The sequence below is a fragment of the Micromonospora sp. NPDC006766 genome (genome assembly GCF_040636055.1).
Lineage (GTDB): Bacteria > Actinomycetota > Actinomycetes > Mycobacteriales > Micromonosporaceae > Micromonospora.
In genome coordinates, this window is record NZ_JBEYIX010000001.1 from 137790 (window position 1) to 150503 (window position 12714).

18 protein-coding genes are annotated in these 12714 nt (G+C 70.1%); 10 read left to right on the forward strand and 8 right to left on the reverse strand.

Going from position 1 to position 12714, the window contains the following annotated elements; translation table 11 throughout:
* The first annotated feature begins 4 nt into the window (after positions 1-4).
* Together ABZ671_RS00895 and ABZ671_RS00900 are read left to right on the forward strand one after the other, a co-directional pair.
* Positions 5-1123, forward strand: a complete 1119-nt coding sequence (locus tag ABZ671_RS00895) for a DUF5047 domain-containing protein (protein WP_357849147.1) — start codon at positions 5-7, stop codon at positions 1121-1123.
* Position 1124: 1 nt separating this feature from the next.
* A complete protein-coding gene (locus ABZ671_RS00900) occupies positions 1125-1808 on the forward strand; it encodes a hypothetical protein (protein WP_357849150.1) in 684 nt (227 codons plus the stop codon).
* Positions 1809-1845: 37 nt separating this feature from the next.
* Here the strand turns inward: ABZ671_RS00900 and ABZ671_RS00905 are convergent, their stop codons facing one another.
* Positions 1846-2373: a hypothetical protein gene (locus ABZ671_RS00905; RefSeq protein WP_357849153.1), complete on the reverse strand. Its 528-nt coding sequence runs from the start codon at positions 2371-2373 to the stop codon at positions 1846-1848.
* 131 nt (positions 2374-2504) lie between these two features.
* On the opposite strand from ABZ671_RS00905, the gene ABZ671_RS00910 reads away from it, so the two are divergent.
* From ABZ671_RS00910 to ABZ671_RS00945, 8 genes are all read left to right on the forward strand, one after another.
* Positions 2505-3071, forward strand: a complete 567-nt coding sequence (locus ABZ671_RS00910; RefSeq protein WP_357849156.1) for a hypothetical protein — start codon at positions 2505-2507, stop codon at positions 3069-3071.
* A gap of 66 nt (positions 3072-3137) precedes the next feature.
* Positions 3138-4292, forward strand: coding sequence for a hypothetical protein (locus tag ABZ671_RS00915; RefSeq protein ID WP_357849159.1), 1155 nt, complete (start codon positions 3138-3140; stop codon positions 4290-4292).
* 78 nt (positions 4293-4370) lie between these two features.
* The gene (locus tag ABZ671_RS00920) at positions 4371-4673 is read left to right on the forward strand and encodes a hypothetical protein (protein WP_357849162.1); all 303 of its coding nucleotides are present in this window, start codon (positions 4371-4373) and stop codon (positions 4671-4673) included.
* Positions 4670-5191: a hypothetical protein gene (locus ABZ671_RS00925; protein ID WP_357849165.1), complete on the forward strand. Its 522-nt coding sequence runs from the start codon at positions 4670-4672 to the stop codon at positions 5189-5191. Before ABZ671_RS00920 ends, ABZ671_RS00925 begins: the two co-directional genes overlap by 4 nt.
* Before the next feature lie 5 nt (positions 5192-5196).
* Positions 5197-5640, forward strand: a complete 444-nt coding sequence (locus tag ABZ671_RS00930; protein ID WP_357849168.1) for a hypothetical protein — start codon at positions 5197-5199, stop codon at positions 5638-5640.
* A gap of 88 nt (positions 5641-5728) precedes the next feature.
* The gene (locus ABZ671_RS00935) at positions 5729-6004 is read left to right on the forward strand and encodes a hypothetical protein (protein WP_357849171.1); all 276 of its coding nucleotides are present in this window, start codon (positions 5729-5731) and stop codon (positions 6002-6004) included.
* Positions 6004-6822, forward strand: coding sequence for a hypothetical protein (locus ABZ671_RS00940; RefSeq protein ID WP_357849174.1), 819 nt, complete (start codon positions 6004-6006; stop codon positions 6820-6822). The genes ABZ671_RS00935 and ABZ671_RS00940 overlap by 1 nt, the downstream gene beginning before the upstream one ends.
* Positions 6823-6863: 41 nt before the next feature.
* Positions 6864-7238, forward strand: coding sequence for a hypothetical protein (locus tag ABZ671_RS00945; RefSeq protein ID WP_357849177.1), 375 nt, complete (start codon positions 6864-6866; stop codon positions 7236-7238).
* Between the two features lie 792 nt (positions 7239-8030).
* Here ABZ671_RS00945 and ABZ671_RS00950 read toward each other — a convergent pair.
* The 7 genes from ABZ671_RS00950 to ABZ671_RS00980 form a co-directional block, all read right to left on the reverse strand.
* Entirely contained in the window at positions 8031-8324 is a 294-nt protein-coding gene (locus tag ABZ671_RS00950) for a hypothetical protein (protein ID WP_357849181.1), read from the reverse strand.
* A 451-nt stretch (positions 8325-8775) separates the two neighbouring features.
* Positions 8776-9981, reverse strand: a complete 1206-nt coding sequence (locus ABZ671_RS00955; RefSeq protein ID WP_357849184.1) for a helix-turn-helix transcriptional regulator — start codon at positions 9979-9981, stop codon at positions 8776-8778.
* A gap of 171 nt (positions 9982-10152) precedes the next feature.
* Positions 10153-10527: a hypothetical protein gene (locus tag ABZ671_RS00960; protein WP_357849187.1), complete on the reverse strand. Its 375-nt coding sequence runs from the start codon at positions 10525-10527 to the stop codon at positions 10153-10155.
* A gap of 12 nt (positions 10528-10539) precedes the next feature.
* On the reverse strand, positions 10540-10929 hold the full coding sequence (locus tag ABZ671_RS00965; RefSeq protein ID WP_357849190.1) for a hypothetical protein: 390 nt from the start codon (positions 10927-10929) through the stop codon (positions 10540-10542).
* Positions 10930-11322: 393 nt separating this feature from the next.
* Complete coding sequence (locus ABZ671_RS00970) at positions 11323-11715, reverse strand: hypothetical protein (RefSeq protein WP_357849193.1); 393 nt, start codon at positions 11713-11715, stop codon at positions 11323-11325.
* Positions 11712-11897 (reverse strand): hypothetical protein, encoded by a 186-nt coding sequence (locus ABZ671_RS00975; RefSeq protein ID WP_357849196.1) that lies wholly within the window; start codon positions 11895-11897, stop codon positions 11712-11714. Before ABZ671_RS00975 ends, ABZ671_RS00970 begins: the two co-directional genes overlap by 4 nt.
* Before the next feature lie 42 nt (positions 11898-11939).
* Positions 11940-12686: a metal-dependent hydrolase gene (locus ABZ671_RS00980; RefSeq protein ID WP_357849199.1), complete on the reverse strand. Its 747-nt coding sequence runs from the start codon at positions 12684-12686 to the stop codon at positions 11940-11942.
* Positions 12687-12714: the final 28 nt, after the last annotated feature.

Sequence of the window (12714 nt, forward strand, 5' to 3'; positions counted from 1 at the left end):
CCGGGTGCGGCCCGTCTCCGCGCGTTTTCTGCGCACCGTCCGGGGCAGCCACGAAGTCGTGTGCGAAGCCCGAGTTGTGTCCCCCGGGCAGACCGGCGTCAACCCGACCGGCACCCTACTCAGTCTGCTCGACGGTGATGTGGAGATCGACGGCACCGCCGACATTCGTTCCACCATCGACATCACCATCAACGGGCGTGGCATGTGGCCCACGCAGGCGTCGTCGCTGCTCACCCCGTACGGCAACGAAATCCACGTCCGCCGGGGTATCCGCTACGGTAACGGCACCACCGAATGGGTGTCGTTGGGCTATCACCGCATCAACACTCCCGCCCAGGAGCAGGCACCCGACGGGCCGATCCGCGTCGCCGCCACGGACCGCATGTGGGGGCTCATCAAGGGCCGGCTGGTCAACCCAATTCAGTTTGGGCCCACCGCGACGCTCGGGTTCATCGTCTCCACCCTGGTCCGCGAGGTGTACCCGTCGGCGGTCATCGAGTGGGACGACAACACCAGCCTCATCCCACTGTCCCGGTCACTGACGGCCGAGGAGGAACGGTTCGAGTTCCTGGCAGACTTGGTCCAGTCGGCGGGAAAAATCTGGTACTGGGATCACCGGGGCGTGCTGGTGATCCGTAAACCGCCGCAGACCACCAACCCTGCGTTCACCGTCAGCCACGGCGCGGACGGCGTCCTGGTCGAACTGTCCCGGGAACTGACCGACGAGGAGGTCTACAACGGGGTGGTGGCGACCGGGGAGGCCGCGGACACCGCCTACCCGGCGCGGGCCGTGGTCGTGGACACCAACCCGCAGTCACCCACGCGGTGGGGAGGCCCGTTCGGGAAGGTGCCACGCTTCTACAGCAGCCCGTTCCTCTACACGGACACGCAGGCGCAGGCGGCGGCGGCGGCGATGCTGACCCGGTCCCTCGGCCTGCCCTACAGCGTCGACTTCAGCATGGTGCCCAACCCGGCGCTGGAACCGTACGACCCGATCCTCGTCACCTATCCCGGCCGGTCGGAGACGCACGTCATCGAGCGGTTGACGGTGCCGCTGACCGCCAGCGAGCCGATGACCGCGTCAACCCGGGAGCAAACCCTTATCGCGCTGGGGGTGATCTAGCGTGCGGGGCGACGACCTGGTACCGCTGTTGACTGCCCCGGATTCGACGCCGGGCCTGGGCTACCGGCAGGGCGTGGTGCTGGCCTGGAATCCGTACACGACGGAGAACACGATCGATGTCGCCGGTGCGGTGATGACGAACCTGTCGATCCTCAACACCAGTGAAGCGTTGCTTCTGGCCCCCGGCGACGTGGTGGGGATTCTGACTGCCGGGCCGTCATGGTGCATCCTCGGCCGGCTCACCATTCCCGGCACAGACGCGGCAGCAACCGCGATGCGTGCGGTCAGCGACCAGATGGTCTCCGACACCAACGAGTGGTTCGATAGCCTGACCGCCCCGACCGGCGGGTACGTCGACCTAGCCCACGTTGGTCCGCAGGTGACCGCCACGATCAGCCCCGCCCGGAAGGCGCTGGTGCTGATCGGCGCCCGAATGTCCGGCAACTCCCCACTGGCTGCGTCGATGTCTTTCCGAGTCAGCGGAGCCAGCAACATCAACCCGGCGAGTTGGCGTGCAGCGGACGTGTCGATCTTGGCTGGAGGGGTTTGCACACCCGCCAGGGCCGTCTACTTGACCTCTGCGAATGGTTTGCAGGCAGGCCAGAACACGTTCACCGCCAAATATTCAGTCACGAATGGCACAACCCTGTTTACCGACCGGACGATGGTGGTCTGGCCCATGTGACCGCCCTGCGTGCCGGGACGCGATGACTTGGGCGGGGCTAGGAGATGGGTATGACCGTAATGTTGCGGTCGGCCGCTACCAGGGCGTGCTCACCGGACGCGGCCGATCGGTACTTCGCGGTGAAGGTGTTGACGCCGGGCCGCAACCCGTCCGCTGTCGTCAACAGGATCACGAACGCGCCTCGATAGCCGTGGTCGTGACGCAACGCCCGCATGTCCGATGCCCTGACAGCTGACGCCCCGCTGACCTCGAAACTCATGCCGCCCTGGCCGCCGCCACCGTTCAGGTGCGCGGAAAGGATCACCAGTACCCGGGCTGGCGGGTCAACGTTCACGGTGACGGACGGTCCCGGGGTGCGCATGTCCACGTACGCGTTGCCGGTGTCGCCCACCTGCTCGATGTCGGCCACTGTGGCCGATCCGGTATGAGCCTGCACCACCCGGGCCGTCGGTGCGTCGGCCGGTTGCGGCTTGGCGGCGGTGCGCCCGCCGATGGTGACCCCGGCGGCCAGTCCGATGGCGATGCCAGCGGCGGCGGCGATCGCCCACTTCCCCGGGATGGTCACAGACCCGCCCTGCCCGTGGGCGTGTGTCGACCACCCCACCGCACCCGAACCCACAGCCCCTTTCGCATTACGTTCCGTGTCGGTTTGCATCCGGCGAGCGTATCGGACCCGTACCAAAACGGAGGAAACCGTTGGGCACCACACCCACCTATGGGCTGCGCTACCAGGACGTCACCGACCCGCCCAACGGGCCGCTGCTGGGCCGCAACCTCGCCGAGGACGTTGAGGCGCAGATCAAACGCATCGACGCGGCCAAGCCGCCACAGTCGCGGCGGGCGTACAGCGTCACGACGCAGACGAACATCGGCACCGCCGACGTGGCATCGCTGACCTTGTCCGGCATGGTTTTCAAAGCCGGGTGGGCGTACCGGGCGTCCGTGCGGGGCATGGTGTACGGCACCACCAACGCGCAGGTCCATTTCCGGCTGCGTAAAAGCAACGCGTCCGGCGCGGACTGGGGCGAGTACGGGCGTGTCACCTGCACCGGCGCGAACCCCGGCAACGGGGCGATGGTCAGCGGCTCTCTGATCCTGCTGCGGTCGGCCGGCACGGACCTCACCACGGATGTTGCGCTGGTCGTGTCCGCGTCCACGGGTACCTGCTATGTGTTCGCGGGCGCGACGTCGCCGCGTTACCTGCTTTTGGAGGCGGTCGGGCCTGCCGCCGACTACATCGGTCTCGGCGTGGATGTGACCTGACCGCCTTGCCGTCCGCGCTTCGAGTCCGCGCCGGGGACGTCCCGGTCTAGTGAGGAGAAAAGATCCATGACGACGCTGTACGCGGACCTGTCCCACCACGACTGGGGGCGTGCGAAGGGCGAGCTGGACTGGGCGGCCATCCGCAAGGCCACCTCGCCGGTGCTGTGTCTGCGGGTCACCTACGGCGACCCGAACGGTTTCAACCCGGCCAGCCCGCACGCCGCCGAGATGGCGCGTGGCGCGAAGGCGGCAGGGTTCGACACGATCGGCGGCTACCACAACCTGATCAAGGGCGATCAGGCCTCCACCAACCGGCAGGTCGACTACCTGCGCCGCGCCCTCGACGGTGCCGGCGCGGTGTGGGCGATGCTCGACGTCGAGCGGTACCCGGAGCTGGTCGCGAACGGGCTGTGGCCGCGCTGGGATGACGTGCGCCGGTTCGTGGACCGCTGGCACGCGGTCGACAAGCGGGTGTTGGCCGTCTATCTGCCGCAGTGGATCTGGTCCGGGCATCTCGGCAAGCCCGACTTGCGGGGGCTGCGCGGCCCCCTGGTGGCCAGCAACTACGGCACCAACCCGGCCAGCTCCCCATCCGGGGTGTACTCGGCCCGGGGCGGGGACAGCGGGCCGGGCTGGGCCGCGTACGGCGGTGTCACCCCGTCGATCTGGCAGTACGGCTCCAACATCAACTGCCCCGGCGCGTCGAAGCAGACCGACGTCAACGCATTCCGGGGCAGCCTCGCGCAATTGCGGGCGCTGCTCACCGGACCGGTCGCCGGACCGCCCGCCGGGCCACTCACCGGCCCACCTCAGAAGGAGAACGACATGCCCACCGCCAAAGAGATCGCGCAGGCCGTATGGCGCTACGACCCGGACGACGCCAAGGACCCGTCGGCGCTGGTCAACCCGCCGTGGAGGAGCGACGCGAAGACCAACCCGACCGTCAAATACAGCTTCGGTCTCGGCGATATCTGGAACCGGGTGCACGACCTTCAGGAGGGTCAGGCCGCCTCCCGGCTGCGCGACGAGGCGATCCTGCGGGCGGTCACCGGCGGGGCCGGCGCGGACCAGCTCCTCGCCGAGATCCGGGCGGTCGGCGCCCGGGTCGACGACCTGGCCGAGCTGGTGCGCGCCGCCCAACGCGGGGAGCTGGCCGCCGACGAGGTGGTGCGGCTCATCGGTGAGCGGCTGACCGCCCTCACCACCCGGCAGCAGACCTGACGCGGCGTCCAACGCGCCGTAACTGAACCAACCGAGACCCCCGGGGGCGTGATGTGCACCCACCAATGGCTTATCCCGGTGACGATCACCTCCCACCTGCTGATCGCCGCCTCCTACTGGGCGATCCCACTGCTCGTACTGCCGTACCTGCACCTAACCAAGCCGGTCAACAGGCTTGGCGTGCTGTTCCTGCTGTCCGGGGGAGCAACACACGTAGCGGCAACAGTGGACTTCGGAAGTCACGCCTGCTCAATGTGGTGGACGCTGCTACGCGCCGGTCACGCGGTCATGATGGTCGCGTTCGTGATCGCGTTTTGGCGTCTGCTGCGGGCAGCGTCCCGGCTGCGGCGCGGGGAGGGGACGAGCGGGAGCAACCCGTGACCGGGCCGGGACCGGCCGCCGGCCTCAACGCGCTCGACCAGTTCGCCGCAACCCTGGACGCGCTCGACGCTCACCTCACGGCGGCGGGCACGGCCATGCGACGGTCGGAGCACAACCGGCTGTCGCTGCTGCACCTGCACGCCGCCGCCGCGGCGGTCGTCGCCCCCCTGTTCGCGAGCATCGGCCAGGCGGGTATGCAGGGCCCGTCGTGGACGATCATTCGGCACATTCCTGCCGCCCCGTACAGTCTCGCGGTACTGCTCGGCGTGGGCGGTGTGATCCTGGGCGTCGCCACCTGGTTCCGGCACCGGTCCGCCGAGATGGTCGGGTTGGGACTGCTACTGGCCTGGTATGTGATCATCGCCGGGTCGTTCGGCGGCGCGGTGCTGCTGTGGCTGGCCGACGGGTCCCCGCCCGGCCCGCGTCCGCCCGCCTACCCGGCGGGGGTGTACGCCCACCTGGCGGTGATCATGGCCGTGCATTTGCGGACCCTGTGGCGGATGCGACGGCCCCGGTGACGTGGATGCACATCGCCGTCCGGGTGATCACCATCGCCGGCCCGTGGAGCGACGCCGCCGTCATCGCCGTCCCCCTAGCCACCGTCATCGCCACACTGATAGGAGGCGTCGGCACATGGCTGGTGCGCCGCCAATCCCGGTCGACAGACGCTGCCGCAGTCCGCAAATCGACGGCGGAAACCACGTCGATTGAGGTGGCTACGGCGCGGGAGCTTATCGCCGAGGTGCGGGGGATGCTCGACCAGCAACGCGCTCACTATGAGCGGCTGGTCGCGGGTATGCAGGGCGAGATCAAAGGGTTGACGGAGCGGGTCGCCACGAACGAGGAGCAGCAGCGGGCGTTGCGGTCCGCGTTCGCCGCGCATGAGACGTGGGACCGGGATGCGGTGGCGCAGTTGCGCATGGCCAGCCCGGATTGGCCGGATCCGCCGCCGGTCAGCCTCGATTAGCTGCTGCGCCGCCACAGACGGCAAACCCTGAAGCCCCGGCCAACCATTCAGGGCTTGGCCGGCTCCCTTGAATCAGAGAGAGACCCACATGTCCGTGCCCATCATCCGATCCGTCACCGCCTACCCGGACACGGTGCAGCGAGGCCAGGCCGCGCAGGTCACGATCGACGCGGTCGACCCGGACGCCCGGGTCGTCACCCTCACCGGCCGGGTCAAAGACCCGGCCGGGCATGAGGCGACCGCCGTCACCGTCCTCACCGTCGGCAGCGGCCCGCTCACCTACGAACTCACCACGGACGATCCGGCAGTCAAGATCGTCGCAGACCCGGCGGCACCCGGCCAATTCACGGTCGTCCCGGTCTGATGGGCCGCCCGGTCACCCTGACCGCCCGGGTCAGCAACCAGGCCGGGCACACCGCAACCGCCGCCGCGCGGATCATCCTGCCGCTGCTGGTGGGCATGGACGCCCCCAACGGGGCCGAGTGGGCAACCGCAGTCAAGGACTACTCGGGGATCACCTACAGCCGCGACTTCGGGTCGCCGACGACGCTGACCGCGCTCGGGGCCGGCAAGTGGGTGCCCCTGCCGCGCGGCGCGATCATGCACGTCTCCTGGAAAGGCGACACCGACCAGCTCCCCGCCTGGCTGAAAGGCCTCGACCGGCCGGTCTACCTGACCTGGTATCACGAGCCAATGGGCAAAGTGGACCCGGCCACCTACCGGGCCATCGCGACCCGCATGGGGCAGGCCATCGCCGCCCACCCCAACCGCAGGTGGGTGCTCGGGCACGGGCCGATCGTCACCCGCTACTGGCTGGACGAGGGCAAAGGCAACCCGGCCGACTGGGCGTACCCGGGCATGACCCACTACGGCATCGACTGCTACTCGCAGGACACCGGAAGCTACTGGCCGGCGGCCCGCATGTTCGGGACCGCGTTCGCGAAGGTGCGGGCCGCGTTCCCCGGTATCCGGCTGCTGGTGCCCGAATACGGGCTTGTCCGCACCACCGGCGACACGAGCGGCGCCGGCCGGGCGCAGGCGATCCGCGAGCACATCGGCTGGCTGCGCCGGCAGGACGACCTCGAAGCGGTCGCCTACTTCAACAGCTCCGTCTTCCCGCAGTTCGTCCTGTCCCCCACCTCACCCGAGGCGCAGGCGTGGCGGGACATGCAGGCCCTCTGACCTGCCTCACCAACCCGCCCATCATCCGAAGGAGTGAGCCCATGGGCTCCGTCGACATGCCCGAACTGCCCACCTACCTGCTCACCCCGAGCCTGGCCGGTGTCCTGTCCATCATCCTGACGTTCGTGCTGCCCCTCGTGGCCGCGCTGTTCATGCGCCGGTCCTGGTCCGCCGGGTCGAAGGGCCTGGTGCTGCTCGCCGTCTCGGCCGTGAAGACGTTCCTGGAAGCGTGGCTCGCCGCAGTCAACACCCACGTCGGGTTCAACTTCGCCGGGGCCGCCTACGCCACCCTCGTCACGTTCGGTGTGGCGGTGGTCGGCTACTTCGGTTTGCTGCGGGACACCAGCGTGCAGCGGGCCGCCATCACATCCGGGCCGGTCAGAGACCCGGCCGTGCCGCCGAGCCGGCTGGTCTAGCCGGCCCGCCTGAGCTGGTGCCGCTGCTTCCTCCCCAGGGAGCGGCACCAAACCGAAGTGCCCCACCCCCGACCGGGGGTGGGGCACTTCTTCGCGTTGTTCAAGGCGTCGGCTCGGCCCGTAGCTCGGCGTCGGCGCGCAGTCGGCGCAGCGTCGGGGTTCGTCGTCGCAGCGGCGGTGCCGGGCGGCGAGGGTCCGCCAGTGCTCGAAGTCCACGACCGTTGGTACCCTGATCGTGCGGGTGCGATGCCGAGAAGCGCCGCCGGCCGGAGGACAGCGAAGGGCCACCCGCGCTAGCTCCCAAATGAATCACCGAGGCCCGGCATGGGGTGGGGCCACGGCGCACCAGGGCTCCCGTGCCGGCCCGCGCCAACCCGGGGCGCGTGAGCGCCCAAACCGTGCCGGCGGTGGGTCCGGTGCCCTGCTGCGGGGCAACGAGCAGCCGGACGGCCCGCTCTCCTACGGGAGGGCGGGCCGCTTTCGTCATGTCGAGGCGCGACCGCCTATGCCACACACTCGCCCGAATCGCCCGACTCGTCAGGCGGTAGGCCGCCGCCGCTTCTTCCTGGGCACCGGCGTCGCTACCGTGGCCGCACTCCCGCCGTCCGGCCCGCAACCCGGCTCCACGCAAACGCATTTACCGCCGTACGGCTTCAACTCCCGATCCCCTATACAACGGTGCCGACCACCAACCTCAGGCATCGCGCAGCCCATGCACCGGCCCGACTCCCCCGGCCGCATTGACCTCACCTCGGGTGGGGACACCGGAAAAACCCGATCAGCCACGCCCCGTCACCGTGCCCATCCGACGATCCGGGCGCGCAACTGCCCCTTCGGCTGCGGCGGCAAATCAACCAAAGCCCGCGCATACAGCAGGTCGAGGTAGAACAGCAGACCGGGCCGGTCACCGGAGTACGCCTTGACCAAACTCGCGCGGGCAGCCGCGCATGGCCACTCAACGTCCTGCCCGCACCCACGGCACCACCACAGTCCGGGGGACGGCAGGTGGTCGTCGCCGATCCGGGTTTCGAGCGACTTGTAGGCGCGGGCCGCAGCAGCCGACAGGCGTTCCTCCCGGGTGGCCACTACTGGTCCCGGTCGAGCTGGCCGGGGGTGATGATCGGGGCCACCGTGGGAATCGGCGGCGGGCCACCCCAACTGGGGTCGCTGGTTTCGGTCTGCTCGGGCGGGCAGGCGCCACCGCGATGGGGGTACGCGGTTGCCGGTCCGGTCTGGTCGATCTGCGGTCCCGGCTCCGCCTTGCGTCGCCGTCGGAATGGCCACACCGCGTTCCCCCTCCACCAGACGACCCGCGCCCCGGCCGGGGCGGGGGTGGGCGGCGGCGGTGTCGCTCACATCGCTGGAAACGGAAACTCACCGCCGCCGCCCGCTACGGGCTGCTCGGCCGTCGATGCGGGACGGGGGGCCCGCACCGGCAAAGCCGGGCATCCGCATACGGACCGTAACGAGGCGGGCGCGATGCGAGTGCCCCACCCCGGGGCAGTACCCCGGGGTGGGGTAGTCGGCCGGAAGGGGGTTAGGCGATCCCGACCCGGCCGGCGAGCAGCCGCAGATCCGCGCGGGTCGTCGGCGTCTCCCGGGTCAGCAACTCCCGCACGATCGAGCGCATCAGCAGATTCAGGCGGGACTCCTCCGGCACGTCCCGGTCCGCGCGCAGCAGCATCGTGATCGCGGCCAGGTCTTCCCGCCGGGACGCGTAGGCGCGGGCCAGATGCGTGTAGTGGGAGTGCCTGCGCTCCACGGACGGAGACGCGGTGACGTCGACCCGTTCGCCTACCCGGATGGTTTCCCCGTGCCGGGACAGCTCCAACGCGGCAGCCGTCCGGTGAATCGCGGTGTTGGTGGGGCCGAAGAACAGCCAATGGTGGGTGGTGTCCCCCGTGCGGGCGGCGATCCGGTCGGCGGCGTCGAGCATGTCCCGGGCCCGCCGCTCATCCCGTAGCCGGGCGTGCTGGATAGCCGTGAGCAGGTGCAAACCACCGAGCGTGGACAGGACCACCGGGTCGCCGGGCAGGCCGCCGCTGGTGATGTCGGCGATGGCCTCGGTGCACACGTCGATGGCCTGCTCCGCGTGCCCCCGATTCGACAACACCTGCCCCAAATTCCACGCGGCCGACGCCCGGTACGCCGGATCGTCCGTCTCGTAGGCGGCGGTCAGGGCGCGGTCGGCGGCGATGGCCGCCAGGTCGTTGGCGCCCACCCGCTTCGCATAGGACCTCACCAGCAGGTACAGGTCGGCCGTCGCCCGTTGGGCTTCGCGCCGTTCCTGCCCGTCCAGGCCGGCGACCGCGGCTCGCGCCGCGTGGATCAGCCCGGGAAGGACCGGGGCGGTGTGCGTGTACCGGTGTGGGGACTGGTGCCAGGTGGCCCAGGCCAGGTGGACGGCGGTACGCAGCTCGGCCGCGTCGGGCGGGTCGACGGTGGGGCGGTAGGCGAGCATCGCCGCCCGCAGCGCCGGCACCGACTCGTGTTCGGCTGGATCATCGGGGAGTAGGCCCATGGGCAGGCCGGTGAGCCGTTCGAGGTCGCGGACGCCGAGGACGCGGGCGATTTCCAGCCAGTCGGCCAGGCTGCCGGGTGACCGTTCGCCGGACTCCCATTTGCGCCAGCAGCCGACGCTCTTACCGATGAGCGCGGCGGCGGCGTCTTGGGTGAGGCCGCGCCGCCGTCGGTACATTTTGATCCGCCGGCCGGGCGGCATGGGGTCGGTGTCTGGGTCCATGGGTACCTCCCGCGCGAGGTGTTGTCTTCGACGGTACGCCGGTAACGTCAACGAGCAAGGGGGTCCCCCGGGTCGTCGTCGGTGTCCCACGGGTCGAATCCGCCCCGCGCCGACGTGCCCTCGTATCCAGCCGCCGCTGGATCACGGCCAGCTCGTCTCCGTGCCCCACGGTCACCGTTCCCCGAGGGCCTTCAGCAGACTCATCCGGTCGATGCCGGCCCGCTCAGCCGCCTGCTTCTTGTACCCCCGCCGACCCTTCGGCGGGTTGTCCCGCACCAGCATCACCGCCATCCACGTCGCGGCAGCGAACGCCTCGCGTTCCCGGCTTCGTGCGTCGATCAGCGCCCGCCCCGCCTCTTCCGGCGTCGTCTCCCCGAGCAGGTATTGCACGACGGCGTATAGGGCCGCGTCGCGCTGGTCCTGCTGGTCGGGGTGGGGGTACATCTCGGCGATCGGCGCGACCTCGGCGGCCACCCGCTCGATCTGCTCGGCGGTCAGCTCGTCGGCGGCCGGGCCCAGCCAGGCCATCAGCTCGTCGCTCTGCATGGTGCTCTCCTGTCAGTCGTCGAAGGCGGGGGTGTCAAGGAAGCTCGCGAGGAAGGCTTCCTTCTCGTCGAGCAGGGCGAGGAAGTCGTCTCCGACCGGGGTGACCGAGATGATCGCGGTCGGCCGGACTAGCAGCTCGTACTCCCCGTCGACCGGGCGGGCGTCGGCGATCTCGTCTGCCTCGACCTCGACGATGACCCAGCCGCCGTCGCGGACGTTCAGTGCGCCGGCCATGCCGCTCATCAGGTACTCGGCGAGGTCGTCCAGGTCGGCGCAGACCGACACGCCCTCGCGGGTGAGTGCGGTGTTGCCGTTGTAGGCGTGGGAGAACTGGTAGCCGGGGTCGAGCAGTTCGTTGACGTCGCGGGCGGCGGTCTGGACTCGGTAGTAACGCTCGCTCATGTAGACGAGCCTACACGACTCGTGTAGATCCGTCTACACGAGAGGCGCAAAAGTCGCGTCATCGGGTCTCTCTCTGACAGGTATTTGACGACACCGGCCGACCTCGTTGACCCTTCCAGCCGCAAACCGCTACCGTCACACCCATCCCCGCCGACGCGGGGGTGAACCAGTGGCCCAAGTTTGGCCACACCTTCCCCACACACGTGGGGGTGACCCATCGCTGAGCACCCGGTGCGTGACCGGGCACAGCTTGTCCCCGCCAATGCGGGGGTGCACCACCCCCGACCCAACGGGTCGGGCTCCGTTGTGACGATGCAGGTCGCGCGACGTTTGCGCAGCACGGACAACGCACCCCCGACCCATCAGGGCCGGGGGCTCCGTCGTCTTCGGGGGTCAGAACGCGAGAACCGGACCGCCGCCAGCAAGCCCCGCATACAAGCCGGGCTGCCCGGTGAGCACGTCCACCCCGAGGTCAATCGCCGCGAGGACGGCGGAGGCCGCGTCGAACCGGCCGACGGTATCGCAAGTGACCGCGAGAGCACGCCACGATCCCGGGTCGGGTGCGATGACCACCGTGATCGGGTGGTTGACGAGCAGGTCCAGCCGGTCCGGATCGGCGGTCACCCGCTTCGCTTCGGCCAGGCACAGGACAGGCAGACCGACAACACAGCCAGGCTCGTCGGCGACCTCGGCGATGATCTCACCCACGGCAACCGATCCGCGCGTGAACGCGAGGACCGCAGAGGTGTCGAGGACGACTTTGACGGCCGGTTCGTCGTCGGTCACGCGGCGCGAGCCGGCAGACCGAGCTGGGTACGCAGGGCGGCGTCCAACTCCGGGGTCCACCGCTCACGGGCCGCGCGCAGCCGTTCCCGGGCGCGTTCGATGCCCTCCGGGGTGACGACGATGCCGGCGGCGGCGAGGATGTCGTCGCCGGTCGTCTCGGTGTCGGGTCGCTGATCGGCCATACCCGGCAGGATACCCCCGGACCGGGCCGCGCGGGTGGCCTATCAGCCGGCGGCTAGGTAGCCGGCGCAGGCGAGCCCGCACACCACCAGCCCCCACCACACCACCCGCTCGCTGGTGTGGCCGGTGCTGAACCGCAGCGCGTGAGGTATCCCGAGGTGGGTCCACCGGCAGCCCCGCACGTACCAGGGCCAGGCGAGCGGCACACCAGACAGGGTGCACCCGTCCCCCAATGTGTGGGCGAGGGTGCCCCACCCGGCGGGCACACCAACCCACCACCACGACACCGGGGCGGGGGCGAACGCCGCTGCGGCTGCCGTGACCAGCACGGTGACCGCGAAGGCGACGTGCCGGCGGCGTTGCCGGTAGGGCAGTACCGCCCGGACCGCTAAACCCGTGCCGATCCACACGACGGTGAGCCCGCCGGCTGGTCCGGCCAGCCACCCGGCCACGCCGGCCAGCACACCCACCAGCACCGCGAACACGCCCGTGTGGGTCAGGCCGCGGTGGCCGCCTCGGGGCGGGCGGGCCGCGCAATGCCGGCATGATCGGCCGAGCAGCCACCCCGACAAGGCCTGCACCCCCTCGGCGGTGACCTGGGTGACCGGGCCGAGGGTGTGGGCGATCGTCGACTCCGGATGATCAATGTCGGGGATGAGAGCCGTGCCGGCCGCGACGACCGCGCCCACCGCCACCGCGTACCCCGACGGCGGGCAACCAGCTGCAGCGAGCCCAGCGCAGCCGGCCAGCCAGCCGGCCGCCCCGCTGACCGCGTGCGTGCGGCCTAGCACACCGACACACCGGACGGAAGGAACATGA